Source organism: Bacillus sp. HSf4 (assembly GCF_029537375.1).
In the GTDB taxonomy this organism is placed as follows: Bacteria; Bacillota; Bacilli; order Bacillales; family Bacillaceae; genus Bacillus; species Bacillus sonorensis_A.
Genome location: NZ_CP120679.1, coordinates 1623207 through 1649155 on the forward strand (window position 1 = coordinate 1623207; position 25949 = coordinate 1649155).

Annotated in this window: 26 protein-coding genes; 17 read left to right on the plus strand and 9 right to left on the minus strand. The window is 45.6% G+C overall.

The window, feature by feature from the left end:
* Nucleotides 1-252 precede the first annotated feature (252 nt).
* From P3X63_RS08315 to lepB, 4 genes are all read left to right on the plus strand, one after another.
* Entirely contained in the window at nt 253-1008 is a 756-nt protein-coding gene (locus P3X63_RS08315) for a DeoR/GlpR family DNA-binding transcription regulator (RefSeq protein ID WP_026586794.1), read from the plus strand.
* Nucleotides 1005-1916 carry a 1-phosphofructokinase gene (pfkB, locus tag P3X63_RS08320; protein WP_026586795.1) on the plus strand — a complete coding sequence of 304 codons (912 nt, stop codon included), beginning with the start codon at nt 1005-1007 and terminating at the stop codon, nt 1914-1916. Before P3X63_RS08315 ends, pfkB begins: the two co-directional genes overlap by 4 nt.
* A gap of 13 nt (nt 1917-1929) precedes the next feature.
* Nucleotides 1930-3822: a PTS fructose transporter subunit IIABC gene (locus P3X63_RS08325; RefSeq protein WP_026586796.1), complete on the plus strand. Its 1893-nt coding sequence runs from the start codon at nt 1930-1932 to the stop codon at nt 3820-3822.
* Between the two features lie 164 nt (nt 3823-3986).
* Nucleotides 3987-4547, plus strand: coding sequence for a signal peptidase I (lepB, locus tag P3X63_RS08330; protein ID WP_026586797.1), 561 nt, complete (start codon nt 3987-3989; stop codon nt 4545-4547).
* A 37-nt stretch (nt 4548-4584) separates the two neighbouring features.
* Here lepB and P3X63_RS08335 read toward each other — a convergent pair whose 3' ends face one another.
* Nucleotides 4585-4854: a hypothetical protein gene (locus tag P3X63_RS08335; protein ID WP_026586798.1), complete on the minus strand. Its 270-nt coding sequence runs from the start codon at nt 4852-4854 to the stop codon at nt 4585-4587.
* 419 nt (nt 4855-5273) lie between these two features.
* Here P3X63_RS08335 and P3X63_RS08340 point away from each other — a divergent pair, with 419 nt between their 5' ends.
* Complete coding sequence (locus tag P3X63_RS08340) at nt 5274-6893, plus strand: ABC-F family ATP-binding cassette domain-containing protein (RefSeq protein ID WP_026586800.1); 1620 nt, start codon at nt 5274-5276, stop codon at nt 6891-6893.
* A gap of 55 nt (nt 6894-6948) precedes the next feature.
* Nucleotides 6949-7323: a YybH family protein gene (locus P3X63_RS08345; protein WP_277692728.1), complete on the plus strand. Its 375-nt coding sequence runs from the start codon at nt 6949-6951 to the stop codon at nt 7321-7323.
* 162 nt (nt 7324-7485) lie between these two features.
* Here the strand turns inward: P3X63_RS08345 and P3X63_RS08350 are convergent, their stop codons facing one another.
* From P3X63_RS08350 to mreBH, 3 genes are all read right to left on the minus strand, one after another.
* A complete protein-coding gene (locus P3X63_RS08350; protein ID WP_026586802.1) occupies nt 7486-8718 on the minus strand; it encodes an aminopeptidase in 1233 nt (410 codons plus the stop codon).
* An 89-nt stretch (nt 8719-8807) separates the two neighbouring features.
* Entirely contained in the window at nt 8808-8936 is a 129-nt protein-coding gene (locus tag P3X63_RS08355) for a protein YkpC (protein WP_142246127.1), read from the minus strand.
* 73 nt (nt 8937-9009) lie between these two features.
* Nucleotides 9010-10017, minus strand: coding sequence for a rod-share determining protein MreBH (gene mreBH, locus P3X63_RS08360; RefSeq protein WP_026586803.1), 1008 nt, complete (start codon nt 10015-10017; stop codon nt 9010-9012).
* Nucleotides 10018-10313: 296 nt separating this feature from the next.
* Between mreBH and P3X63_RS08365 the strand changes: the two genes are divergently transcribed.
* The 4 genes from P3X63_RS08365 to ade all read left to right on the plus strand — a co-directional run bounded on the left by P3X63_RS08365 (nt 10314) and on the right by ade (nt 14693).
* The gene (locus P3X63_RS08365) at nt 10314-10601 is read left to right on the plus strand and encodes a transcriptional regulator AbhA (protein ID WP_026586804.1); all 288 of its coding nucleotides are present in this window, start codon (nt 10314-10316) and stop codon (nt 10599-10601) included.
* Between the two features lie 188 nt (nt 10602-10789).
* Nucleotides 10790-12121: an ATP-binding protein gene (locus P3X63_RS08370; RefSeq protein ID WP_051290363.1), complete on the plus strand. Its 1332-nt coding sequence runs from the start codon at nt 10790-10792 to the stop codon at nt 12119-12121.
* A gap of 70 nt (nt 12122-12191) precedes the next feature.
* Nucleotides 12192-12854, plus strand: coding sequence for a potassium channel family protein (locus tag P3X63_RS08375; protein WP_026586805.1), 663 nt, complete (start codon nt 12192-12194; stop codon nt 12852-12854).
* 120 nt (nt 12855-12974) lie between these two features.
* Complete coding sequence (gene ade / locus P3X63_RS08380; RefSeq protein WP_277692729.1) at nt 12975-14693, plus strand: adenine deaminase; 1719 nt, start codon at nt 12975-12977, stop codon at nt 14691-14693.
* Between the two features lie 36 nt (nt 14694-14729).
* Here ade and rnjA read toward each other — a convergent pair whose 3' ends face one another.
* Nucleotides 14730-16397 (minus strand): ribonuclease J1, encoded by a 1668-nt coding sequence (rnjA, locus tag P3X63_RS08385; RefSeq protein ID WP_026586807.1) that lies wholly within the window; start codon nt 16395-16397, stop codon nt 14730-14732.
* A gap of 4 nt (nt 16398-16401) precedes the next feature.
* Nucleotides 16402-16611: a DNA-dependent RNA polymerase subunit epsilon gene (locus tag P3X63_RS08390; RefSeq protein WP_026586808.1), complete on the minus strand. Its 210-nt coding sequence runs from the start codon at nt 16609-16611 to the stop codon at nt 16402-16404.
* Nucleotides 16612-17006: 395 nt separating this feature from the next.
* Here P3X63_RS08390 and P3X63_RS08395 point away from each other — a divergent pair, with 395 nt between their 5' ends.
* Nucleotides 17007-17780, plus strand: a complete 774-nt coding sequence (locus P3X63_RS08395) for a Cof-type HAD-IIB family hydrolase (protein ID WP_026586809.1) — start codon at nt 17007-17009, stop codon at nt 17778-17780.
* A 36-nt stretch (nt 17781-17816) separates the two neighbouring features.
* On the opposite strand, the gene def is transcribed toward P3X63_RS08395, so the two are convergent.
* A complete protein-coding gene (gene def / locus P3X63_RS08400; protein WP_026586810.1) occupies nt 17817-18371 on the minus strand; it encodes a peptide deformylase in 555 nt (184 codons plus the stop codon).
* 118 nt (nt 18372-18489) lie between these two features.
* The gene (locus P3X63_RS08405; protein ID WP_035428051.1) at nt 18490-18624 is read right to left on the minus strand and encodes a YjcZ family sporulation protein; all 135 of its coding nucleotides are present in this window, start codon (nt 18622-18624) and stop codon (nt 18490-18492) included.
* A 260-nt stretch (nt 18625-18884) separates the two neighbouring features.
* Here P3X63_RS08405 and P3X63_RS08410 point away from each other — a divergent pair, with 260 nt between their 5' ends.
* The 5 genes from P3X63_RS08410 (at nt 18885) to lpdA (ending at nt 24910) form a co-directional block, all read left to right on the plus strand.
* Nucleotides 18885-19553 carry a YkyA family protein gene (locus P3X63_RS08410; protein WP_277692730.1) on the plus strand — a complete coding sequence of 223 codons (669 nt, stop codon included), beginning with the start codon at nt 18885-18887 and terminating at the stop codon, nt 19551-19553.
* A gap of 402 nt (nt 19554-19955) precedes the next feature.
* Complete coding sequence (pdhA, locus tag P3X63_RS08415) at nt 19956-21071, plus strand: pyruvate dehydrogenase (acetyl-transferring) E1 component subunit alpha (protein ID WP_026586812.1); 1116 nt, start codon at nt 19956-19958, stop codon at nt 21069-21071.
* Nucleotides 21072-21074: 3 nt separating this feature from the next.
* Nucleotides 21075-22052 carry a pyruvate dehydrogenase complex E1 component subunit beta gene (pdhB, locus tag P3X63_RS08420; protein WP_026586813.1) on the plus strand — a complete coding sequence of 326 codons (978 nt, stop codon included), beginning with the start codon at nt 21075-21077 and terminating at the stop codon, nt 22050-22052.
* 145 nt (nt 22053-22197) lie between these two features.
* On the plus strand, nt 22198-23493 hold the full coding sequence (locus P3X63_RS08425; RefSeq protein ID WP_026586814.1) for a dihydrolipoamide acetyltransferase family protein: 1296 nt from the start codon (nt 22198-22200) through the stop codon (nt 23491-23493).
* Between the two features lie 4 nt (nt 23494-23497).
* On the plus strand, nt 23498-24910 hold the full coding sequence (lpdA, locus tag P3X63_RS08430; protein ID WP_026586815.1) for a dihydrolipoyl dehydrogenase: 1413 nt from the start codon (nt 23498-23500) through the stop codon (nt 24908-24910).
* 91 nt (nt 24911-25001) lie between these two features.
* On the opposite strand, the gene P3X63_RS08435 is transcribed toward lpdA, so the two are convergent.
* On the minus strand, nt 25002-25232 hold the full coding sequence (locus tag P3X63_RS08435) for a hypothetical protein (protein WP_236251229.1): 231 nt from the start codon (nt 25230-25232) through the stop codon (nt 25002-25004).
* Nucleotides 25233-25793: 561 nt separating this feature from the next.
* Between P3X63_RS08435 and P3X63_RS08440 the strand changes: the two genes are divergently transcribed.
* Complete coding sequence (locus tag P3X63_RS08440; protein WP_077736891.1) at nt 25794-25913, plus strand: GapA-binding peptide SR1P; 120 nt, start codon at nt 25794-25796, stop codon at nt 25911-25913.
* Nucleotides 25914-25949 lie beyond the last annotated feature (36 nt).

The window sequence follows — 25949 nt, forward strand, 5'->3', positions numbered from 1 at the left end:
TGAGCATGGGGTTTTATTTTTTGGTTCGAATGAATATTCATCGAATAGATAATAATAATGTCACATATTTTTGCGGATTTTTATCGTTTATACAGTTTACAAATGATACATATCACGTTAAGATGTTGAAATGTGAAAGATTTTGATGGTTATTGAATGAATTTGAAAGATTTTTGTTGAGTTTTGTCGAAAAAGCGTTTACAATGAAATTGTAAGTTGAATGAAGGCGTTTTCAAAAAAAGGGGTGATAATGTGTTGACTCCTGAACGGCATCAGCTGATCATCGACGAAATCGAAAAGCATGATGTCGTGAAAATCCAGTACTTAATGAATTTAACAAATGCCTCAGAGTCAACGATCAGAAGAGATTTGTCGACGCTCGAAGCCCGCGGATATTTAAAGCGCGTTCATGGAGGAGCATCAAAGCTGTCCGACATTCGAATGGAGCCGGACATGCTTGAAAAATCATCCAAAAACCTTCATGAAAAAAGAAAAATCGCCCAGGAAGCTGCCTCTCTGCTTAAAGAAGGCGATTGCATTTTCCTTGATGCCGGAACGACTACTTTGCAAATGATCGATTTTATCGATCAAGAGAAGGATATCATCGTAGTTACGAACGGAGTTATGCACATTGAGGCATTAATGAAAAAAGGGATTCCATTTTATTTATTGGGCGGATATGTGAAGCATAAAACCGGGGCGATCGTGGGAGGCTCCGCCTTATCGGCCATCAGCCAGTACCGGTTTGACAAAAGCTTTATCGGTGTGAACGGGATTCATACAGAAGCGGGATTTACAACCCCCGATCCCGAAGAAGCGCTCTTGAAAACAAAGGCTGTCAAACAGGCAAAAAAAGCTTTTGCACTCGCTGATGCTTCCAAATTCGGAGAGATGTCTTTTTCTGCCTTTGCAAGTTTAGACGAAGCAACTATCATTACAGCAGGATCTGCAAAACATTCATTTGATAACTATCAAGAAAAAACTGTCGTAAAGGTAGTGAAAACATGATATACACTGTAACACTCAACCCATCGGTCGACTACATCGTTCACGTAGAAGAATTTACTTTAGGCGGGTTAAATCGTTCAGCTTATGACACGAAATACCCTGGAGGCAAAGGAATCAATGTCTCGCGGGTGCTGAACAGACACCATGTGCCTTCTAAAGTTCTCGGTTTTATCGGCGGTTTTACAGGGGGTTACATCAAATCTTTCTTGGAAGAAGAAAAACTTGAGACGGCCTTTAATGAAGTAAACGGGGATACCCGAATCAATGTCAAATTAAAGACCGGTGATGAAACGGAAATCAACGGACAAGGCCCTGTCATCAGTGAAGACGATTTCGCGGCGTTTTTAGCCCGATTTTCCGCGATGAAAGAAGGAGATATCGTCGTATTGGCAGGCAGCATCCCGGCTTCAATGCCTCAGGACACCTATGAAAAAATTGCCGAAGCGTGCAGCCGGCAACATGTCCGTGTCGTCCTTGATATTTCAGGCGAGGCCCTCTTGAAAGCGGCTCAAATGCGCCCGCTTTTAATGAAGCCGAACCATCACGAGCTGGGAGAAATGTTCCAAACGACGATTACCACTCCAGAGGAAGCGGTGCCATACGGCAAAAAACTGATTGAACAAGGAGCGGAAAACGCGATCGTTTCAATGGCGGGCGAAGGCGCTCTCTTATTCACAAAAGACGGCGTATATCATGCGAATGTCCCTAAAGGAAAGCTCGTCAATTCTGTCGGAGCAGGGGATTCGGTGGTTGCCGGTTTTCTCGCAGGCATTGAAAAACAGCTCGACATCAAAGAAGCTTTTCGCTTAGGCGTTGCCTCAGGAAGTGCGACAGCTTTTTCTGAGGAGCTCGGAACAGAAGAGCTGGTTCACAAACTTCTTCCGGAAGTTCAAGTCAAAGCGATATAAAGGAGGAAAGGTTATGAAAATAACAGAGCTACTAACGAAGCATACGATCAAGTTAAACCTTGAGAGCAGCCAGAAAGAAAACGTGATTGAAGAGCTTGTAACCGTTTTGGACCAGGCCGGAAAATTAAATGATAAAGAAGGCTACAAAGACGCCGTGATCAATCGCGAAAAACAAAGCTCGACAGGAATCGGCGAAGGGATTGCCATTCCTCACGCGAAAACGGCGAGCGTTAAAGAGCCGGCCATCGCATTTGGCCGTTCAAAAGAAGGTGTCGATTACGAATCTCTGGACGGACAGCCGAGCCATCTCGTCTTCATGATCGCTGCAACGGATGGCGCAAACAACACACACCTTGAAGCGCTCTCAAGACTATCCACTCTATTGATGAGGGAAGAAATCCGCAAACAGCTGCTTGATGCGGAATCAGCAGAAGAAATCATCGATATTATCAACGAGCATGATAAAGACGATGAAGATGAAGAGCAAGGGGAAACGCCTCAAGCGCCGTCAGCCAAAGGAAAAATCCTTGCGGTGACAGCATGCCCGACAGGGATCGCCCACACGTTCATGGCTGCCGATGCTTTGAAGGAAAAAGCGAAAGAGCTTGGCGTTGATATCAAAGTTGAAACGAACGGTTCAAGCGGTATTAAAAATGGTCTGACAGCGCAGGAAATCGAAGATGCGGTTGCGATCATCGTCGCCGCCGACAAGCAGGTTGAAATGGATCGTTTCCAAGGTAAACACGTCATTGAAGTACCTGTGACAGCGGGAATCAGACGCCCGAAAGAATTGATTGAGCAAGCCTTGAAGCAAGATGCGCCAATCTATCAGGCGAAAGGCGGCGCTGCATCCGATTCTGAAGACGGAGCTGCCAAAGGAAAAGGCGGCGGCTTCTACAAACACCTGATGAGCGGTGTCAGCAACATGCTGCCATTCGTCGTCGGGGGCGGGATTTTAGTTGCGCTTTCATTCTTCTGGGGAATTAACGCAACCAAACCGGGAGATCCTACTTATAATGAGTTTGCAGCTGTTTTAAACAATATTGGCGGAACCAATGCCCTTGGATTAATCGTCGCTGTATTGGCCGGATTTATCGCTATGAGTATTGCAGACCGTCCTGGATTTGCGCCTGGTATGGTCGGCGGTTTCATGGCGACGCAAGCTGGCGCCGGTTTCCTAGGCGGGCTGATTGCCGGTTTCTTAGCTGGTTATATCGTTGTTCTCTTGAAGAAAGTATTTGCCGGACTTCCGCAAGTGCTTGACGGCTTAAAGCCTGTGTTACTTTATCCGCTGTTTGGGATCTTCTTTACCGGAGTCATTATGCATTATGTTGTCAACACGCCTGTCAAGATGATCATGGATGGCATGACACATTGGCTTGAAGGGCTTGGTACAGGAAACCTTGTTGTCATGGGTATTGTTTTAGGCGGTATGATGGCGATTGATATGGGAGGACCGATCAATAAAGCGGCCTTCACATTCGGTATCGCGATGATTGAAGCAGGAAACTTTGGACCGCATGCGGCAATCATGGCTGGCGGTATGGTGCCTCCGCTAGGAATCGCGCTTGCGACAACATTCTTTAAAAATAAGTTCTCAAAACGTGATCGTGAAGCTGGAATTACCAACTATGTGATGGGACTGTCATTTATCACTGAAGGTGCGATTCCGTTTGCGGCGGCAGATCCGGCCCGCGTCATCCCTGCATGTATGATTGGGTCAGCAGTCGCTGGCGGTTTATCCCAGTTTTTCCATGTCACACTGCAAGCACCGCATGGCGGAATATTCGTTCTCTTCTTTACCACAAATCATGCGCTGCTGTATCTCCTCAGTATCTTGATTGGTGCGGTTGTGACAGCTTTGATTCTCGGCGTTTTGAAAAAGCCGGTTCCAACTGAAAAATAAATGCTGAAAGTGCCACGGGGGAAACCTTGCGGCACTTTCTTTTTTCCTGTTTTCGGGTCTGGGCGTACACTGATTATGAATTCTCCCAAGACTTGTGATAAAGTATAGGAAAGCTTTATTTTCAACTTGTACATTGCAACAGACTGTTTTTAGGAGGAAGCGTTTTGACTGAAGAAAAATCCAAGAAAAAGAATAATTCTCTCTTTGAATGGGTAAAAGCCATCATTATCGCAGTCGCTCTGGCTTTATTGATCCGGGCGTTTTTATTTGAACCGTATTTAGTTGAAGGCACTTCGATGGATCCGACACTGCATGACGGGGAACGTTTGTTCGTTTATAAAACGGTTAAATACATTGGGGAGTTTGAACGCGGGGATATCGTCATCATTGACGGAGATGAAAAAAATGTCCACTATGTTAAGCGTCTGATCGGTCTGCCGGGAGATACCGTGCAAATGAAAGATGACACGCTTTATATTAACGGGAAGAAAGTCGCCGAGCCGTATCTGGCGGAAAACAGAAAAGAGGCGAAAGCGGTCGGCGTCAAACTGACGGGTGATTTTGGCCCTGTTAAAGTTCCGGAAGGCAAGTATTTCGTGATGGGGGACAACCGGCAGAGATCGATGGACAGCCGCAACGGACTCGGGCTGATCGATAAAAAACGGGTTGTCGGAACATCGCAATTCGTGTTTTTCCCGTTTAATGAAATCCGAAAAACAGACTAAAAAAAGCCTGACGTCCCCCGGGACGGTCAGGCTTTTTTTAAGACATCACGGACGCCAGCACCGCGATAAACAGGACGGTGACGAACACTGACGCCATGATGAGAAGAACGCTGTAAAGGGTTTTGATTTGCGCGGTTTCTTTTCCTTTTTTCGCAAGGATTCTTTTGGCATAGATATGAACAAACGCGTAAATCAGAGCAATCCCGATGTAAAGGCCTAAATCACGCGCTGTAAAACCGGTTACTGCCAGATATACACCGGCAAAAAAAATAAACATGCAGTATTCTGTCAGAGTGATAAGCTTCATGTTTTCCTCCGTCTAACGATCCGTGTTTTCTTCAAATATCACCTTTTTATAATATATCTTTTGCAGCCATCCTACAAGAAGGCCGAACCCTATCAAAAGACATGCGAATACAAAAAAATCAAAAGTCCACATATTATATCCTTTGAAAAACCCGATCGCCAACGTAGCGATGACCATGGTGAGTGATAGAAAAGCCGCGTGCCGGGGCCTTGTGTTTACCCATCTGATAATATCCGGGTCATCTTTTATATTCATTTATCCTTCCCCCATTCTTCATTAATTGTAACATATTGTCACAATGAACATACAAAAAAAGCGCATGTCGGCTTTGCGCTTTATAGCTTCATCACATCAGAGCATTTCTCTTATAGGTCATTCGTGTTATACTCTTTTTAATGAAGGAATATGGAGGATATTAAATGATAGCTGTTCATAATGTAAGCTTGCGGTTTGCAGACCGGAAGTTATTTGAAGATGTCAACATTAAATTTACGCCCGGAAACTGCTACGGGCTGATCGGGGCCAATGGCGCCGGGAAATCTACATTTTTGAAAATTTTGTCAGGGGAGATTGAGCCGCAAACAGGCGATGTTCATATGAGCCCCGGCGAGCGCCTCGCCGTTCTGAAGCAAAACCACTTTGAGTATGAAGAATATGAAGTGCTGAAAACGGTCATCATGGGCCATAAGCGCCTTTATGAAGTGATGCAGGAGAAAGACGCCATTTACATGAAGCCGGACTTTTCCGATGAAGACGGGATTCGCGCTGCCGAGCTGGAAGGCGAGTTTGCCGAGCTGAACGGCTGGGAAGCGGAAGGAGAAGCGGCGATATTATTAAAGGGGCTTGGCATTCCTGAAGAGCTCCATACGAAAAAAATGGCCGATCTCGGCGGATCTGATAAAGTGAAAGTGCTTCTTGCCCAGGCGCTCTTTGGAAAGCCTGATGTGCTCCTTCTCGATGAGCCGACGAACCATTTGGATATTCAGGCGATTCAGTGGCTTGAGGAGTTCTTGATCAATTTTGAGAATACGGTGATCGTTGTGTCTCATGACCGTCACTTTTTAAATAAAGTCTGCACACACATCGCTGATTTGGATTTTAATAAAATCCAAATCTATGTCGGAAACTATGATTTCTGGTATGAATCAAGCCAGCTCGCTTTGAAAATGGCACAGGAAGCCAATAAGAAAAAAGAAGAGCAGATCAAGCAGCTTCAGGAGTTCGTCGCCAGATTCAGCGCCAATGCCTCCAAATCAAAGCAGGCGACATCAAGAAAAAAACTGCTTGAGAAAATTACGCTGGATGATATTAAACCGTCGTCACGCAAGTATCCTTACGTCAATTTCACGCCTGAGCGTGAGATTGGAAATGATGTGCTTGTCGTCAAAGACCTGTCCAAAACGATCGACGGTGTCAAAGTTCTTGATTCGGTCAGCTTTATGATGAACAAGGATGATAAAATCGCGTTTACGGGACGCAATGAGCTTGCTGCGACAACGCTCTTTAAAATCCTCGCCGGGGAAATGGAGCCTGACAGCGGGACATTTAAGTGGGGTGTGACGACATCCCAGGCGTTTTTCCCGAAAGACAACAGCGAGTATTTTGAAAACAGCGATTTGAACCTTGTCGACTGGCTCCGCCAATTTTCCCCGCATGATCAAAGCGAAAGCTTCCTGCGCGGATTTTTAGGCAGAATGCTGTTCTCCGGAGAAGAAGTGCTCAAAAAAGCAAGCGTCCTCTCAGGGGGAGAAAAAGTCCGCTGCATGCTGTCGAAAATGATGCTCTCCGGAGCGAATGTGTTAATGCTGGATGAGCCGACAAACCATTTGGACCTTGAATCGATTACAGCTTTAAATAACGGCTTAATCAGCTTTAAAGGCGCCATGCTGTTTACATCTCATGACCATCAGTTTGTCCAGACGATCGCCAACCGGATCATCGAGATCACACCAAACGGCATCGTCGATAAACAAATGAGCTATGACGAGTTTTTGGAAGATAAAACGGTACAGGACAAGCTTGCCGAACTTTACGCATAATTCCAGAAACCCCGCCTGAAAAAGCGGGGTTTCTTATATCAAGGAGATGGTCGCTATGTCATGCCGAAAGGCTCTTGAGCAATATATTCAAGCAACAAACACGCATGTGTTTGCAAATGTCAAAAAGCTTCTTGACCCCGACGCGGTGTATTGGTTTTCGGATCAGACGTGTTCGGGCTTTGAGGAGATTCAGCGTTACTTTGAAAACGCCTGGAAGCAAATCGAAAACGAAATATACAGCGCCGAGGATGTCAGCTGGATCACGGAAACAGACGAACAGGCCGTTTGCCTGTATACGTACAAATGGAAAGGGTATTATCAAGGCGAACCGGTTTCCGGGGCAGGCCGTGCGACAAACGTATTTATAAAGGACGAGTCGGGAAGCTGGAAGCTGAAGCACGAGCATTTAAGCAGCTTGCCGAAATCGTGATGAACCGGAGTGTGCTTTGCCGGGATCATTGGACGCTTTTTTAGCCGTTACAGTCACAGGCTGAAGCGTGCAAGGGTCGGAAGTTTTTGGGAGCGGGCATTCGTCTTCGATACCATATAAAAGGACCTCAGAGACTTTCTGAGGTCCTTTTTTAGGCGGATCTTAAATCGCCCAGTTGCCGTTTCTGAAAATCGGCTCTCTCTTTCCGTCGGCCGTGATGCCGTCGATATCCATTTCTCCTGAGCCGATCATAAAATCAACGTGTGTGATGCTCTCATTTAAACCTTCTTTTGCAAGCTCTTCACGCGTCATGTTTTTGCCGCCTTCGATGTTGAAGGCATAAGCGCTTCCGATGGCGAGATGGTTTGACGCATTTTCGTCAAACAGCGTGTTATAAAATAAAATATTGGATTTGGAAATCGGTGAATCGTGCGCGACCAAAGCGACTTCACCTAAATAGTGCGAGCCTTCATCCGTTTCGATCAGCTCTTTTAAAATCTCTTCGCCTTGTTCGGCAGTTACATCGGTGATCCGGCCGTTTTCAAATGTCAGTGTAAAACCGTCGATGAGATTGCCGCCATAGCTTAACGGTTTCGTGCTGGAAACGGTTCCGTTCACACCGTCTTTTTTCGGTGCGGTAAAGACTTCCTCCGTCGGCATGTTGGCCATAAACTCATCGCCTTGTTCGTTTACACTGCCGGCTCCGACCCACAGATGTTTTTCAGGAAGCTCAATGGTCAAATCGGTCCCGTCGGCTTGATAGTGAAGGGCCTTATAGTGTTTGTCATTTAAAACACTTACTTTTTCGCGGAGCATCTGGTCATGGTCTTTCCACGCCTGAACAGGGTCATCGCGGTCGACCCGCGTCGTCTTGAAAATTTCATTCCATAGCTTTTGAACCGCTTCTTCTTCGCTCATGTCCGAAAATACTTTTTGCGCCCAAGCTGGTGAAGGGGCAGCCACAACGGTCCAGCTGACTTTATCGGACTGAATCATTTGCCTGTATGTATGCAAAGCTTTTCCGGCCGCTTTCTGCTGTGCTGCAATTCGCTTCGAATCGATTCCTTTTAAGAGGTCCGGGCTTGATGAGACAATCGAAATAAAGGCAGCGCCTTCCTTAGCCATCGTCTCCACCCCTTTGGCTTCCCATTCCGGATACTCTGCAAACGCTTCGAAAGGGGCGAGCTCGTATTTCAGCCTTGTGACTTCATCATCCTGCCAGCGGACTGTCACATGCTTTGCACCTCGCTCATAGGCGCTTTTCACAAGCAGACGGGCAAAATCGCGGACTTCCGTCGAAGCGTTGATCACGACCTTTTGGCCCTTTTGGACATTGACGCCGACTTCTGTGACAAGCTGTGCGTATTTACTCAGTTTATCGGTAAACGAATTCATTGGCAAAACCTCCTTTATTGTCGTAAACATCATACCAAAAATTGAATTGAAAAGAAAAAAAAGACGCAGCGGCAGGGCTGCGAATTTTTTTAGCGGTTTAATTTGGCTGTTTGTTCAGGAGGGGATGGCATATGCATGAGCGAAATGCTCATTCCCCCGAGAATGATGCCGCTTAAAATGACGGTAATAGCCACGCGTCTTCCCAAATCTCTGAGCATGTTTTTCCTCCTTATCGTTTATCCATTCCTCACGATATGAAGGAAGCCGGCAAAAAAGACGTGGAAAACAAAATTATTTTGCGGCTTTTTGCAATTTATCAATCACATCAAGCGAACGTCCTGTCCCGATGGCGACAGATTCAAGCGGATTTGCGGCGACATGCACCGGTACGACGATTTCCTGTGAAAGCCATTCTTTGATCCCGTTTAAGAGGGCGCCGCCTCCCGTTAAAATCACGCCGCGGTCGACGATGTCCCCGCTCAGCTCGGGAGGGCAGTCCTCAAGAGTAGCTCTGATGGCTTCAATAATGTGAAGAAGAGATTCGCGCATGGCAGCCTGGATTTCATTTGATTCAAGGGTAATCGTTTTCGGCAGGCCTGTGACAAGATCGCGCCCTCTGACTTCCATCGTCTTTGTTTCATGCTCGATCAGAGCGTAGCCGATCTCAATTTTGATTTCCTCTGCCGTCCGTTCTCCGATCAGCAGGTTGTATTTTTTTCTGACGAATGTCACGATGTCTTCGTCAAGCTGATCGCCGCCGATCCGGATAGAATGGCAGGATACCACGCCTCCGAAAGAAATAATGGCCACCTCTGTCGTTCCCCCGCCAATATCGACGACGACATTTGCGACGGGCTCATCAACGGGCAGATCAGCGCCGATCGCCGCAGCGACAGGCTCTTCGATCAAATGCACCTGCTTGGCTCCGCAATTTTTCACGGCATCGCTGATGGCCCGTCTTTCAACAGCGGTGGAACCGGATGGCGTACACACCACAACACTCGGCTTTCTGAATGTAAAGCCGATATTTTTGCCCGCTTTTTTCATGATCTGTTTGAGAAGGTCTGTCGTCATGTCGTAATCGGCAATAACGCCGTCTTTCATTGGGCGTACCGCAACGATTTTGCCCGGCGTTTTTCCGATCATGTTTTTAGCCTCGGTGCCGACCGCCAACACGTTCTTTGTTTCCGTATCCACGGCGACAACGGAAGGCTCGTTTAAAATGATTCCTTTATTTTTGCTGTAAACCAATATGTTCGCTGTTCCTAGATCAATTCCGATCTCGGTCGTTTGAAACATGTTTTCACCCAATCTCTATTTAAAATTTTTTTCGAAAATCTTCGTGCTGAAAAAAGAATTTCATTTAAATTTTCTCATGAAATCATCGATTTATGGGGGTTTGTGACGGTTTTGAAAACAACCTGTAAAATGATGACCTCATATTTACATCACAAGAACATTATTTCATTTTTGTGTCTAATTTTTTTGCTGAAGAAAGGTGAAACAGGGAAACCTTTCATGCTTTTTGTACGTCTATCGTTATACTAAGACATTATCTTAGAAAAATAGAAACAAAGAGGAAGTAGGCGAAAGTTTTGAAAGCAATAGGAGTTGTAAGAAAAGTGGACGAACTCGGCCGCATCGTGATGCCGATTGAATTGAGAAGGGCTCTTGATATCTCGATCAAGGACAGCATTGAATTCTTCGTCGATCAGGATAAAATCATCCTGCAAAAGTATAAACCGCACGGCGTCTGCTTGATTACCGGTGAGATAACCTCTGAAAACCGCGCATACGGAAACGGGAACATTACGCTCAGCCCTGAGGGTGCTGAATTGCTGTTGGAGGAAATTAAAACCAAATTGAATCAGGAGAAAGCTTAACATCAAGCGCCCTTCTTACAGAAGGGTTTTTTTTCATCATTGTCGAAAAAAAGCCCTCTCACAAAACGAATCCGTCTATCACCTGAAAGATTCATCAATTTTAGACGATAAATACTTCGAACAATCCTCTCAAAGATGCTGTAAAGAATGTTACAATTGACTGAGAAATAGAAGTGGCAGGTGGGGGCATGAAAAGGTATCAAGGACGGATCATTTCAACCGTACTGGCAATGACTTTCATTATGTTTTGGAATTATTTATTTTACGGAGTATTGGGAAACAAAATTAACTGGACGGTTGATGTGCTGTTTACACTGGTGACATTAATCAGTGTATGGTGGCTTACGCTTTACATCGATGAGTCGAATCAGCTCGTCTATAAGCTGAAGGAAAGCGAGAAAAAATACAAACAGCTATCAGCAGAAACCAACCGTATCATGGATAACCTGCAGGAGATCGTCTTTCAGACCGACCGGAAAGGGATCATCACCTTTTTGAACCAGGCGTGGACCACCCTGACAGGCTACAGTGTCGAATCAAGCCTCGGGACGATGTATAACGATTACTTTGATCATGAAGAGCGCATTTCAAATCATCTGAATCAGCAGCTGAAGAACAAGGAGCATGAAGGAAGAATCGAAGTCTTATATCATCGAAAAGACGGAAGCAAGTTTTGGGGCGAAGTCCACTATAAATTATATTATACAAACGGCCAATTTACGGGAAGCCTGGGGACGCTGACAGATGTTACAGAGCGGAAAAAAGCCGAAATGGAGCTGTTTAAATCAAATCAGCGGCTTGCCATGCAGTCGCAAAAGCTTGCGATGGCGGGGCAGCTTGCCGCCGGGATCGCCCATGAAGTCAGGAACCCTCTGACCTCTGTTAACGGTTTTTTGCAATTGATGAAAACCGAGTATCCAGACAGATCCAGCTACTTTGACATTATTTTTTCCGAGATCAAAAGAATCGACTGTGTGCTTGGCGAACTGCTTGTGCTGGCCAAACCCCATCAGGTTCAATTTAAGAAAATCAAAATCAATTCAGTGCTTCGTCAGGTCGCGACCTTGCTTGAAACCAATGCCGTGCTTTCCCGCATCAAAATCGAAAAAACGTTTGAAAACGGGAAAGAATGGGAAATCAACGGTGATGAAAATCAAATTAAGCAAGTGTTTATTAACTTAATCAAAAATGGAATTGAAGCCATGCCTGATGGAGGGAAAATCACCATTTCCACTGAACAGGAAGATGATTTCGTAAAGGTGAGCATCAAAGATGAGGGCGGCGGCATTTCCCAAGCCGATTTGGCAAAGCTGGGCGAACCTTTCTTTTCTACGAAAGAAGAAGGGACAGGACTCGGTCTGACAATTTGCCTGAACATCATCGGTGCTCATAACGGGGAAATGAAGATCGACAGCAAATTGGGTGAGGGGAGCACCTTCCACATTCTGCTGCCGATCGATAAAGATGAACCGCTTGACAAGCAGTATGCTGAGGAAACATATTGCGGTCACACGACGTAAAAATAATAGAGGAAAAATATGATGTCGTATGATAGAATTTGTTAAAGATTGACCGATGGAGGAATAACCGATGAAAAAAGAATTTGCAGTAATTGGACTCGGCCGGTTCGGCGGCAGCATTTGCAAGGCGCTGAGCGAGGAAGGCTTAGAAGTGATGGCGATCGATGTCGATGAGGATCGGGTGAACGAATACGCCAAAATCGCTTCACATGCTGTAATAGGAGATACAACTGACGAATCTGTGCTTAAAAACCTCGGACTCCGCAATTTTGATCATGTTATTGTGGCAATCGGGGAAAATATTCAGGCGAGCATTTTAACGACGCTGATTTTAAAAGAGCTCGGCGTTAAAATGATCACGGTGAAAGCGCAAAATGACTACCACGAAAAGGTGCTGTCCAAAATCGGAGCCGACCGGATCGTTCATCCGGAGCGTGAAATGGGCAAAAGAATTGCTCATAATATCGTCTCCAACAATGTGCTCGACTATCTTGAACTCTCAGATGAACACAGTCTCGTCGAAATCGCGGCGAACGGCAAACTGGCCGGAAATACGCTGCTTGATCTTGATATTCGCGCCAGGTACGGCATTAATATCGTCGCGATTAAGCGCGAGAAAGAAGTGATTGTTTCCCCGCTTGCAACGGAGGAGATTCAAAAAGACGATATCTTAATCGTCATCGGCTCGAACCCCGACATTGAAAGGTTTGAAAAAAAGGTGTTTCAACGATGATCAAACAAGCCGTAAGCGTTTTGCGCTTACGGTTTTTTTTATCTTTTCATTGACTGTTGAGAGCGATTCGGCTACGATATTGAACCATATACATCAGAAAAAGAGAGGGGTTATCAACCTTTGGATAAAGAGGTGCTCATCAATCGGCTCGGCGCTGCCAGTCATCGCAAAAAAGCTGATACAGTCATCAAAAACGGAAAAATCATGGATGTTTTCAATCAGGAATGGTTGGAGACGGACATTGCCATTGAAAACGGAGCCATCGTCGGTTTAGGCGATTATGAGGGAGAGAACATCATTGACGCAAAAGGGCAGATGATTGTTCCCGGATTTATTGACGGACATGTTCATATCGAGTCTTCGATGGTGCCGCCGGCCGAATTTGCCAAAGCGGTGATTCCTCATGGTGTCACAACCGTAATCACAGACCCCCACGAAATCGCCAATGTCTCAGGAATCAAAGGGCTGACATTTATGATGGAACAAGCCCGCCGGACGAAGCTGAACATTCATTTTATGCTTCCTTCATGCGTTCCTGCTGCAGCGTTTGAAAAGTCCGGAGCGGTGTTGAATGCAGAGGATCTGAAGCCTTTTTACAACCGCAATGAAGTGCTCGGCCTTGCCGAGGTGATGGATTATGTTGCGGTGGAGGCGGCCGAAAGCGATATGACGCAAAAGCTTGCTGACGCTCATCTCGCCGGCAAGCGGATCGACGGGCACCTGGCCGGTCTTCCGCCCAAGCTTGTCAACGTCTACAGGGCCGCAGGCGTGCTGACCGATCATGAGGTGACAACCCCGGAAGAAGCGCTTGAAAGAATCAGAAGGGGAATGTACGTCATGCTCAGAGAGGGGTCTGTTGCTAAGAATGTACGGCATGTACTGCCTGCGGTCAATGAGAAAAATGCAAGGCGTTTCTTTTTTTGTACGGATGACAAACATTTGGATGAGCTGATTGATGAAGGGAGTATCAATCATCAGGTTAAACTGGCCATTCAATCCGGACTTGATCCTTTTCTCGCATATCAAATGGGAAGTCTTCATGCAGCGGAATGCTACGGCTTGAAAACGAAGGGAGCTGTTGCCCCCGGTTATGATGCAGACCTTCTGTTCATCAGCGACTTAACAAATGTGGACATCACACAGACGATGATCGGCGGTGTGATCTATAAAGAAGCCGATACATGCCTTTCCAGCAGCAAACTTGACGCCGCCTTGCTTCAATCCGTGCACCTGCCCAAGTTCGAGCTATGCGACCTTGAGATTCCGATTGTTCAAGACAGGGATATCCGTGTCATCGAAATTATTCCCAACCAGCTTGAAACAAGGCTTTTTTTGACCAAGCCGGATGAAGAACCGAATTTTCAGGCCGATACAGAAAACGATTTGCTGAAGATCGCGGTGATAGAACGTCACAGCGGCAAAAAGGAAATCGGTCTTGGCATTGTCAAAGGATTCGGATTAAAAGAAGGGGCGATTGCGACGACCATTTCCCACGACTCTCATAATCTGATTGCTGTCGGGACAAACGATCGGGATCTGTTGAAAGCGATCGAACGACTCGGGGAAATCGGCGGAGGTTTGACCGTGGCCAAAGCAGAGAAAGAACTTCATTCCGTCGCCCTGCCAATAGCGGGGCTATTGTCCGACAAGCCGATTGACACCGTCAATGAAAGCTTGCTGTCACTTCATGAAGCATTGCAGCAAACCGGGTTTTCAGGTGATTTTAATCCATTTTTAACCCTTTCATTTCTGGCGCTTCCCGTCATTCCCGATATCAAGATGACGACGGAAGGACTGTTTGATGTGAAGGCCTTTCAGCATATTCCGATTCAATCCTAAAAAAACGGATACACCTATTGGTGTATCCGTTATTATTTACACTTCCATAATGATCGGCAGGATCATTGGGCGGCGCTTCGTTTTTTCGTATAGGAAAGGTGCGAGTGTGTCCGTGATTTCGTTTTTGATTTCAGACCACTGCGTTGTTTTGCGCTCCATCACTTTTTGAAGGTGGCTTGCGATCAGGTCTTGCGCTTCATTAATCAAATCGCCTGATTCCCTCATGTAGACAAAGCCTCTTGAAATTAAGTCAGGTCCTGCGGACACTTTGAATTCTTTCATATTGATGCTGACTACGACAATGACGAGCCCTTCTTCAGAAAGGATGCGGCGGTCGCGAAGCACAATGTTGCCGATATCGCCGATGCCGCTTCCGTCAATATAAACATTGCCGGAAGGGATTTTTCCCGCGACAGATGCTTCATCACTTGTCAAAGCAAGCACTTCACCATTATCCATGATAAAGCAGTTTTCCTCCGGAATCCCGCAATCTGTCGCCAGTTTCACGTGCATTTTCTGCATTCGGTATTCACCGTGAATCGGCATGAAGAATTTCGGCTTGATCAAACGAAGCATCAGCTTTTGTTCTTCCTGCCCGCCGTGTCCGGACGTATGAATATTCGTCACGGCTCCATGGATGACATCTGCACCCGCCCGGTAAAGCTGATTGATCGTGCGGCTGACACTGATCGTATTGCCCGGGATCGGAGAAGATGAAAATACGACCGTATCCCCGGGGTTGATGGAGATTTGCCGGTGGGTGCCGTTTGCAATCCGTGATAGCGCGGCCATCGGTTCACCTTGGCTTCCGGTACAGAGAATCGTTACCTTTCCGGCAGGCAGCCTGTTGATTTCATTCCCTTCAATAAACGTGTTTTTCGGGCATTTAATATATCCGAGTGTTTGTCCGATTTCAATGGCATTCTCCATGCTTCGTCCAAAAACGGCAACTTTTCGCCCGTTGGCAACAGCCGATTCGATCACCTGCTGCAGACGGTGAATGTTTGAAGCGAAGGTCGCAAAGATGATCCGGCCTTCAACTTTGCGGAAAATATCATCAATGCTTTCACCGACTTTGCGTTCTGACATGGTGAAGTCAGGGATTTCACTGTTTGTGCTGTCAGACAGCAGACAAAGTACGCCTTCTTTGCCGATTTCGGCCATCTTGGTTAAGTTGGCTGGTTCGCCTACCGGAGTAAAATCAAATTTAAAGTCACCGGTATGTACGATGTTTCCTTGCGGCGTTTTGACGACGATCCCGTATGAGTCAGGAATGCTGTGGGTCGTCCGGAAGAAAGAAACAGCTGTTTTTCTGAATTTGACAATATCGTCCTCTTCAATAATATGAAGTTTTGTCTGGCGCAGAAGGCCGTGTTCTTCAAGCTTTTTTCTCAAGAGGCCGATCGCCAGCTGTCCGCCGTAAACAGGGATGTTGACCTGTTTCAAAAGGTATGGGATGCCTCCGATGTGGTCTTCATGTCCGTGCGTAATGAAAAGGCCTTTGATCTTTTCTTCATTTTTGACTAAATAAGTGTAATCTGGGATGACATAATCGATTCCGAGAAGCTCGTCCTCGGGAAACTTAATGCCTGCATCGATCAGCACAATCTCGTCCTGAAATTGTACACCGTACGTGTTTTTGCCGATTTCCCCAAGTCCGCCAAGGGCAAATACAGCCGTTTGGTCATTTTTAACAAATTTCATTCATTCATAACTCCAATACTTTAAAATTTTCGCTTTGCTTTTCGTATTCTAAAAAAGCGCCTTCAACTTCCTGTATAAACTCAATGTTGTAATTGTATTGTTTTAATTTAGATCTGACTTCACGTTCAGATTGAGCTTCCACAAAAATTGAATCTGTTTTTTCACGAACAGGTACTTCGTCATTACTGCCCTGAAAAAATACCTTATAAATCATCCAAATCTCTCCTTAACTGCCGATTGTTAGACTCATCTTTCTATTATATGCGAAATTGCTTTATAAGAAAAGCGCCTGAGAAAAAAAGGACCCTTCCACATGTGTGAAGGTCCTTTTTAAGCAATCGACTTTCTGCGCATCATACCATTCAGCTGTTTTTTTAATTTCTTCCGCAGACGGCGAAGCATTCGGTTTCCTCCTTTCTCTGACTTGTCCCCATGCCGGTCTTGTTTCTTTAGTTCTATTATATGATGAATTTGTCTATTGTTACATGGTTATTATTGGCATGTGGATTTTGTTTTGGTTTTCAAGTGAAAAGGTTTTCTCTGGACGTTAGTTTTTGTATGATGGAACAGGAGAACGATAAATGATACAAGCTAAGGAGACCTGCAATCATGGATAAAAAGCTGATTTTTTTTGATATCGACGGAACCATTTATGATCATGATAAAAAGATTCCCGCGAGTACAAAACGGGCCATTTCCGATTTGAAAGCGCACGGACACCATGTTTTCATCGCGACAGGAAGGGCTCCGTTCATGGTTGGTGAAGTTCTCGAAGAACTGGACATCCATTCATTTGTCTCATATAACGGACAGTATGTCGTATTCGAAGGTGAGGTCATCTATAAAAACCCGCTATCTGCCGCCTCCCTGGAAAGTTTGCTGGAACATTCGGATCAATGCGGCCACCCGATCGTTTTTATGGGAGAAGAGGGAATGCGCGCTTCGATCGGGGATCATCCCTCTATTCTTGAAGGGATCGGCAGCTTAAAAGTGGCACCTCCGCAGCCTGACCGCTCCTATTATCAAGGAAGGGACATTTTTCAAGTGCTTCTCTTCTGTGATGAGAAGGATGAAGAGCAGTACCGCCGGTTTCGGGAATTCAATTTCATCCGCTGGCACGAGCGTTCGACAGATGTTCTGCCTGCTGGAGGCTCAAAAGCGGAAGGGATCAAAAAGGTCATCGAAAAGCTGCCGTTTGCAAGAAAGGATACATATGCGTTTGGAGACGGTCTGAACGATCTGAAAATGATCGAATTTGCGGGGACGGGAGTTGCGATGGGCAACGCTGTCGAAGAGCTGAAAAAGATCGCCGACTTCGTCACGAAACCGGTTGATGAAGATGGGATTGCATATGCGGTTGAAGCGCTTGGCCTTTTAAAATAGCTGAAGCGGATCGAACTTTCGATCCGCTTTTTGCCGCTATCTGCCGACAGGTATTGCGTTTTCCGGCTCTTTCAGCGGATTTTCTTTGTCGATATGGTCATAGAACATAATGCCGTTTAAGTGATCGATTTCGTGCTGGAAGACGATCGCAGGGTAGCCCTTTAAACGGATGTCAATGTTTTCGCCTTCAAGCGTCGTCGCTTTTACTCTGATCCGCGCATAGCGCGGGACGAAGCCCGGGATCGGCTCGTCAACCGACAGGCAGCCTTCACCGCTTGTCAAGTAGCTTTTCTGGACGGAGTGGCTGACAATCCGGGGATTAAAAAGCGCGTAGCTGTATAATGTGCCGTCTTCGCCTTCGGCATGGACGGCGATCATTCTTTTATTGACATTAATTTGCGGAGCGGCGAGGCCCACTCCTGGACGAAGATTGTATTTTTGAGCGATCTCGGGGTCTTGACTGTTTTTGACAAACTCGATCATTTCAGTCAGCTGCTTTATCTCCGTTTCATTTGCTGGCAATTGCACTTCTTCGGCGACGGTTCTCAAAGCGGGATGACCGTCGCGGACAATGTTTTCCATTGTAATCAACTTCTTCACTCCCACTGATTAATATGTAAAGTATAGCGGATGTTCTCCCCGGCGTGCAATGTCTCTGCATCATAAATGACCAGCCAAAAAAGCGGCTGGTCTTGTTGATTTCACTGAACTAGCAGCCTAAATAAGCCGCACCTACAATAATCAGCAATATAAAGAGAACAACGATCAAAGCGAATGTGCGGCCGTAGCCATATCCACCGTATCCGCCGCCGTACCCGTATCCAGGGCAGCAATAACCGTACATATGAAGACCTCCTCCGTAGTTTTACGCAAAGCCTTTTTTCTTTAGTAGGCATAGCGTCTAATATAAATTATGTAAAAGTCGGATGGTTGTATAGTCGAATGCCCAACATCACGTAAATTTCCCAAATTGATTTTGTTCTAAAACCGTCCCTCCATACATACCGATCTTGTATCGGCATGTCCAAAAACACCGGGATTTTTTGTTGTCAAACATACGAATAAACTTTATAGTGGAATTTGTCTAGATTGGGGGAAGTCAGAGTGAAATCATCAACATTGCGTGTGCCTGCCGTCCTTGCCGTTTTTTGTGCGGCGATATTTTTACTGGCGGGCTGCTTTTGGAAAGATCCCGTAAGTTCTTTGCACGGCTCTCTGGAAAAGATCGTCGAATTGGAAAAGCCGTTTAAAAAGGAGCAGGCATCTCTGAAAAGCTTGGAAAAAAACGAATCGAAGCTTTATGAAGAAATGATCAGGCTGAATATGGATGATTTTGATCAGGTTGTGAAGCTTTCCAATCAGGCGCTGAAAAACGCAGACAAACGCGAAGCGCATTTACAAACGGAAAAGGAAAGCATTGAAAAGGCAAAGCGCGAATTTGAAGCGAATAAAGAGACCGCCGAAAAGATCGGCGATGAAAAGGTGAGGAAAAAAGCGGAGAATGCCGCTTCTTATATGGAGAAGCGCTACAAGGCGTACGGGACGCTTTATGCAGCATATAAAAGCGCCATCGGACTTGACAAAGAATTGTACAAGCTCCTGCAAAATAAGGATCTCGAACTGAGCAAACTCGAAGCCCAGCTGAAGAAAATCAACAAATCGTATGATGATGTATTGAAGCGGAGCAAAGACTTCAACGCTTATACAAAAGATTTTAATCAAGCCAAAAAAGAGTTTTACAAGGCGGCAGGATTTAATGTGAAGGAGAGCTGATTTGAATCGGCTCTCCTTTTTTTGACAAAATCTGTATTGCTATTGTAATACAGATTCTTATCTATACTAGCACAGTTTTATCCCGTTCTGAAGACCGTTAAAACGGGAATTGAATAAAGCGAATACATTTATTGAAATTCGGGAATGAAATCGATTGACGTGTCACATTCGCTGGTGTAAACTTAGCCTTGGTGGAACTTGTTGTATTAGTTTGTTGCAAAAGATAAATGATACAGTTTTAGAACGCGTTGTATTGTCCTTACATAAAAGTTTCGACAACCATCAAAGCGGCTAATATGAAATAAATATGAGTTGCGCCCGTCAATTTAGGACACCCTAATTTTGTATGTATAAGGGATAAACGTCTATGACTGTTAAAAGAAAGGAAGAGGTGACTTGAATATGGCTGCAAAAACGAAAAAAGCAATCGTTGATAGCAAAAAGCAATTTGATGCCATTAAAAAGCAGTTCGAAACGTTTCAAATTTTGAATGAAGAAGGCGAAGTCGTAAATGAAACGGCAATGCCTGATTTATCAGACGATCAATTAAAAGAATTAATGCGCCGCATGGTGTTTACGCGAATTCTGGATCAGCGTTCTATTTCTCTGAACAGACAAGGCCGCCTCGGATTCTATGCGCCGACTGCCGGACAGGAAGCTTCTCAAATAGCAACGCATTTTGCGCTTGAGAAAGAAGACTTCGTCCTTCCGGGCTACCGTGACGTTCCGCAGCTGATCTGGCACGGGCTTCCGCTTTATCAGGCGTTCTTGTTCTCCCGCGGACATTTCCGGGGAAATCAAATGCCGGATGATGTTAATGCGCTTTCACCGCAAATCATCATCGGTGCGCAGTACATTCAGACAGCCGGTGTGGCCCTCGGTCTGAAAAAACGCGGCAAACAAGCAGTAGCGATCACTTATACAGGTGACGGAGGCGCTTCACAAGGGGATTTCTACGAAGGAATCAACTTTGCGGGTGCTTATAAAGCTCCGGCTATCTTCGTCGTCCAAAACAACCGCTATGCGATTTCTACACCTGTAGAAAAACAATCAGCAGCACAAACCATCGCTCAAAAAGCAGCGGCCGCCGGTATCGTCGGCATTCAAGTTGACGGAATGGATGCGCTTGCTGTGTACGCTGCTACCCGTGAAGCTCGTGAGCGCGCTGTTAACGGCGAAGGTCCGACACTGATTGAGACGCTTTGCTTCCGTTACGGTCCTCATACAATGGCGGGCGATGACCCGACGAAATACCGCACGAAAGAAATCGAGAATGAGTGGGAGCAGAAAGATCCGCTCGTACGTTTCCGCAAGTTCTTGGAAAACAAAGGCCTCTGGTCTGAAGAGGAAGAAAACAAAGTAATCGAAGAAGCAAAAGAAGAAATCAAACAGGCGATCAAGAAAGCCGACGAAGAGCCGAAGCAAAAAGTGACCGACCTGATCGACATCATGTATGAAGAGCTTCCTTACAACCTTGCAGAACAAAAGGAAATTTATAAAGAGAAGGAGTCGAAGTAAGCCATGGCGCAAATGACAATGATTCAAGCAATCACTGATGCGTTACGCACAGAACTGAAAAATGACGAAAATGTCTTAGTTTTCGGAGAAGACGTCGGTGTTAACGGCGGCGTGTTCCGTGCGACTGAAGGATTGCAAAAAGAGTTTGGTGAGGATCGCGTATTTGACACTCCTCTTGCCGAATCTGGTATCGGCGGTCTTGCACTCGGTATGGGCTTACAAGGTTTCCGTCCGGTAATGGAAATTCAATTTTTCGGATTCGTGTATGAAGTAATGGATTCAGTTTCCGGCCAAATGGCGCGGATGCGCTACCGTTCCGGCGGCCGCTGGACTTCTCCTGTTACAATCCGTTCCCCGTTTGGCGGCGGTGTTCATACACCAGAGCTTCACGCGGACAGCTTGGAAGGACTTGTTGCACAGCAGCCTGGACTTAAAGTCGTGATCCCTTCAACTCCGTACGATGCAAAAGGACTTTTGATTTCCGCGATCCGCGACAACGATCCGGTCGTCTTCCTTGAGCATATGAAGCTTTATCGTTCATTCCGCCAGGAGGTTCCGGAGGAAGAATACACAATTGAAATCGGAAAAGCCGATGTGAAGCGTGAAGGTACAGATCTTTCCATCATCACGTATGGAGCGATGGTTCACGAATCATTAAAAGCAGCTGAAGAACTTGAAAAAGAAGGCGTATCAGCTGAGGTTGTCGATCTTCGCACAGTCAGCCCGCTTGATATTGACGCAATCATCGCATCTGTTGAGAAAACAGGCCGTGCAATCGTTGTTCAAGAAGCGCAAAAACAAGCAGGTATTGCAGCGAACGTTGTAGCGGAAATCAATGACCGCGCCATCTTAAGCCTTGAAGCACCGGTGCTTCGCGTGGCAGCGCCTGATACTGTATTCCCATTCTCTCAAGCTGAAGGCGTTTGGCTTCCAAACCATAAAGACGTGCTTGAAACTGCAAAAAAAGTATTGGAATTTTAATCTAATCAGATATGAAGGAAGGGGAAAGTTGACGTTTGTCTTTTCCCTTCATGTATTTCCACAGTCAGGCGGGAATTTTCAGCCGTATAACTGACAGTCTGTGAAACAATAACAACTACGTAAATATCTTAGGAGGTCGAAAACTGTGGCATTTGAATTTAAACTTCCGGATATCGGGGAAGGAATCCACGAGGGCGAAATCGTAAAATGGTTCGTCAAGCCAAACGATGAGGTAAACGAAGATGACGTTTTGGCAGAGGTGCAAAACGATAAAGCTGTTGTAGAAATTCCTTCACCTGTTAAGGGAAAAGTATTAGAATTAAAAGTTGAAGAGGGAACAGTCGCAACCGTCGGGCAGACAATCATTACATTTGATGCACCAGGGTACGAAGATCTTCAATTTAAAGGTAGCGACGAATCATCAGAAGCTAAAACTGAAGAGGCTAAAGCAGAAGAAGCTGAAGCACCTGCACAAGAAACAGCAGCCAAGCAGGATGATGCAGACGCAGATCCGAATAAACGCGTCATCGCAATGCCTTCCGTTCGCAAATATGCTCGTGAAAAAGGCGTTGATATCGCGAAGGTTGCCGGTTCCGGCAAAAACGGACGGGTTCTCAAAGAAGATATCGACAGCTTCTTAAACGGAGGTGCAGCAGTAGAAGCTCCAGCTGCTCAAGCTGAAGAGAAAGCAGAACCTGCTCAACAGCCGCAAGCTGCAGTACAAGTTCCGGAAGGCGAGTTCCCTGAAACACGCGAAAAAATGAGCGGAATCCGCAAAGCCATCGCAAAAGCTATGGTGAATTCCAAACATACCGCTCCACACGTTACACTAATGGATGAAGTCGATGTAACAAACCTTGTCGCACACCGTAAGCAGTTTAAACAAGTTGCGGCTGACCAAGGCATTAAGCTGACTTACCTGCCTTACGTGGTAAAAGCTTTAACATCAGCTCTGAAAAAATATCCTGTACTTAACACATCAATCGACGATAATACAGATGAAGTGATTCAGAAGCACTACTACAACATCGGTATTGCAGCAGACACCGACAAAGGACTGCTTGTGCCGGTTGTTAAAAATGCGGACCGCAAAGCTGTGTTTGAGATTTCCAATGAAATCAACGAACTTGCGACAAAAGCGCGCGAAGGCAAGCTTGCTCCTGCTGAAATGAAAGGCGCTTCTTGCACAATCACCAACATCGGTTCTGCCGGCGGCCAATGGTTCACACCGGTTATCAACCATCCTGAGGTTGCGATCCTTGGAATCGGCCGTATCGCTGAAAAAGCGATTGTGCGCGACGGCGAAATTGTCGCTGCACCTGTTCTGGCTCTTTCTCTAAGCTTTGACCACCGTATGATCGACGGGGCAACTGCACAAAACGCGTTGAATCACATCAAGCGTTTACTGAACGATCCACAACTAATTTTAATGGAGGCGTAATGTCATGGTAGTAGGAGATTTCCCTATTGAAACAGATACTCTCGTCATTGGTGCGGGTCCTGGCGGCTATGTAGCTGCCATCCGCGCCGCTCAGCTTGGACAAAAAGTAACCATCGTTGAAAAAGGCAATCTTGGAGGCGTATGTCTGAATGTCGGATGTATCCCTTCAAAAGCGCTGATCAATGCAGGCCACCGTTATGAGAATGCAAAGCATTCTGAAGATATGGGGATCACGGCTGAAAACGTAACAGTAGACTTTACAAAAGTTCAAGAATGGAAAGCCTCTGTTGTGAAAAAGCTTACCGGCGGTGTTGAAGGCCTTCTGAAAGGCAACAAAGTCGATATCGTAAAAGGTGAAGCATATTTCGTAGACAGCAATTCTGTTCGCGTGATGGATGAGAATTCAGCTCAAACCTACACATTCAAAAATGCGATCATTGCAACGGGTTCACGTCCTATTGAATTGCCAAACTTTAAATATAGCGACCGCGTCTTGAATTCAACCGGTGCATTGGCGCTGAAAGAAATTCCTAAAAAGCTCGTTGTCATCGGAGGCGGCTACATCGGTACAGAGCTTGGAACAGCCTATGCCAACTTCGGTACAGAAGTGGTTGTTCTTGAAGGCGGAGACGAAATCCTCCCAGGCTTTGAGAAGCAAATGAGCTCTCTTGTCAAACGCAACCTTAAGAAAAAAGGCAATGTTGAGATCCATACAAATGCGATGGCAAAAGGCGTCGAAGAAAAAGCAGACGGCGTAAGCGTGACGTTTGAAGTCAAAGGTGAAGAGAAAACCGTTGATGCTGACTACGTACTTGTAACGGTCGGACGCGTGCCGAACACAGATGAGCTTGGTCTTGAGCAAGTCGGCATTGAAATGACAGACCGCGGCATCATCAAAACAGACAAACAATGCCGTTCAAACGTTTCCAACATTTATGCAATCGGCGATATCATCGAAGGACCGCCGCTTGCCCACAAAGCATCTTATGAAGGCAAAATTGCTGCTGAAGCGATTGCCGGAGAAGCTGCGGAAATCGATTATCTCGGAATTCCAGCAGTTGTCTTCTCTGAGCCTGAGCTGGCATCAGTCGGCTACACTGAAGCACAGGCTAAAGAAGAAGGCCTTGAAGTGACAGCTGCCAAATTCCCATTTGCAGCTAACGGACGTGCGCTGTCATTAAATGAAACTGACGGTTTCCTTAAACTTGTGACACGCAAAGAAGACGGACTTGTCATCGGTGCGCAGATCGCCGGTGCCAGCGCTTCTGATATGATTTCTGAGCTGAGCTTGGCAATCGAAGCAGGAATGACTGCAGAAGACATTGCGATGACGATCCATGCTCACCCGACATTGGGAGAAATCACAATGGAAGCTGCGGAAGTAGCTATTGGAATGCCGATTCACGTCGTAAAATAAGCAGCAAAAAATCCCCCGTTAAACGGGGGATTTTTGTTTGAAGAAGATGTGCCGCCGGAGGCCGGAGATTCCCTGAAACAGAACAGCGCTTTTATGGTTTTAATTGCTCCTTAAGAAGCTTGACGATTTTTTCTTTATCTTTGATTTTTCCTTCAATTTTAACTAGTACTTTTTTATCATTGACAAGCAGCAAACATGGAAATATATGAACGTCCTTTTTCCACTTTCCCTTCTCCTCTAAAATTTCCATATTTGCAACCTGCTTGGGATATTCTTTTTTTAAATCCATCAGTGCATCATAATAAGCAATTTCACGATCCATATGCTCATCGTCGGAAAAAAAGATCAGTTTAACGTGAGGCTGTTCGTCACTTTGATGTTCGTCTTCAGTGTCTTGGGAAAACGAACATCCGCTCATGAAACATAAGAAACAAATGGCGGTGAAAATAGCTCGAAACAACATGACGTTTCTTCACCTCTCTATAAAATGCAAGCCGATTTTCCTGGTTCTGTTATTTCCATTCATTAGTAAACAATTCCTATTTTATCATTGATCCTCTAAAAAATGATCACTTGTTACCCATTTGTTACATAAATGAAAACTCTTGTTTTTTCTTGATCCGTACACAGATGAGGTTTGCTTATAGGAATAAAGACTTACTCGTCAAATCGGCTGAAAATTGCTCTCCTAAAAGAAAATGTGTTGAATACACTTGATTGAGGGAAGGAGCGATTTTCCTGTCTGCCCGTTTTTTGAAAAATGAGCAAAATAATATAAATGTGTTATACAATTTACCGTTGACAACGACAATGTGACATCATATTATAAAAGTAACCAAAGAGATAAACCGCTTCCATTTTGAAACGAAAAGGGGAATGAAAAATGGGCACGATCGTTTGTCAGGACTGTAATGAGCCGATTCAGCATTTTGAAGATGAGAAAGTGACGATCCTTTACGGTACGTGTGGAAAGTGCAACTGCCATTTGGAAGAGAAGGAGTAGAAAAAAAGCATGCGGCTTTTAAACGGCCGCATGCTT

Coding starts and splice junctions, on each gene's coding strand:
- P3X63_RS08395 (WP_026586809.1), top strand. CDS start 17,007: ATGGATAAAAAGCTGATTTTTTTTGATATCGACGGAACCATTTATGAT.
- lpdA (WP_026586815.1), top strand. CDS start 23,498: ATGGTAGTAGGAGATTTCCCTATTGAAACAGATACTCTCGTCATTGGT.
- P3X63_RS08335 (WP_026586798.1), bottom strand. CDS start 4,854: ATGAAGCTTATCACTCTGACAGAATACTGCATGTTTATTTTTTTTGCC.
- rnjA (WP_026586807.1), bottom strand. CDS start 16,397: ATGAAATTTGTTAAAAATGACCAAACGGCTGTATTTGCCCTTGGCGGA.
- P3X63_RS08375 (WP_026586805.1), top strand. CDS start 12,192: ATGAAAAAAGAATTTGCAGTAATTGGACTCGGCCGGTTCGGCGGCAGC.
- P3X63_RS08340 (WP_026586800.1), top strand. CDS start 5,274: ATGATAGCTGTTCATAATGTAAGCTTGCGGTTTGCAGACCGGAAGTTA.
- pfkB (WP_026586795.1), top strand. CDS start 1,005: ATGATATACACTGTAACACTCAACCCATCGGTCGACTACATCGTTCAC.
- pdhA (WP_026586812.1), top strand. CDS start 19,956: ATGGCTGCAAAAACGAAAAAAGCAATCGTTGATAGCAAAAAGCAATTT.
- P3X63_RS08440 (WP_077736891.1), top strand. CDS start 25,794: ATGGGCACGATCGTTTGTCAGGACTGTAATGAGCCGATTCAGCATTTT.
- P3X63_RS08325 (WP_026586796.1), top strand. CDS start 1,930: ATGAAAATAACAGAGCTACTAACGAAGCATACGATCAAGTTAAACCTT.
- P3X63_RS08405 (WP_035428051.1), bottom strand. CDS start 18,624: ATGTACGGTTATTGCTGCCCTGGATACGGGTACGGCGGCGGATACGGT.
- mreBH (WP_026586803.1), bottom strand. CDS start 10,017: ATGTTTCAAACGACCGAGATCGGAATTGATCTAGGAACAGCGAACATA.
- pdhB (WP_026586813.1), top strand. CDS start 21,075: ATGGCGCAAATGACAATGATTCAAGCAATCACTGATGCGTTACGCACA.
- P3X63_RS08345 (WP_277692728.1), top strand. CDS start 6,949: ATGTCATGCCGAAAGGCTCTTGAGCAATATATTCAAGCAACAAACACG.
- P3X63_RS08350 (WP_026586802.1), bottom strand. CDS start 8,718: ATGAATTCGTTTACCGATAAACTGAGTAAATACGCACAGCTTGTCACA.
- P3X63_RS08435 (WP_236251229.1), bottom strand. CDS start 25,232: ATGGATCGTGAAATTGCTTATTATGATGCACTGATGGATTTAAAAAAA.
- P3X63_RS08355 (WP_142246127.1), bottom strand. CDS start 8,936: ATGCTCAGAGATTTGGGAAGACGCGTGGCTATTACCGTCATTTTAAGC.
- P3X63_RS08370 (WP_051290363.1), top strand. CDS start 10,790: ATGAAAAGGTATCAAGGACGGATCATTTCAACCGTACTGGCAATGACT.
- P3X63_RS08390 (WP_026586808.1), bottom strand. CDS start 16,611: ATGATTTATAAGGTATTTTTTCAGGGCAGTAATGACGAAGTACCTGTT.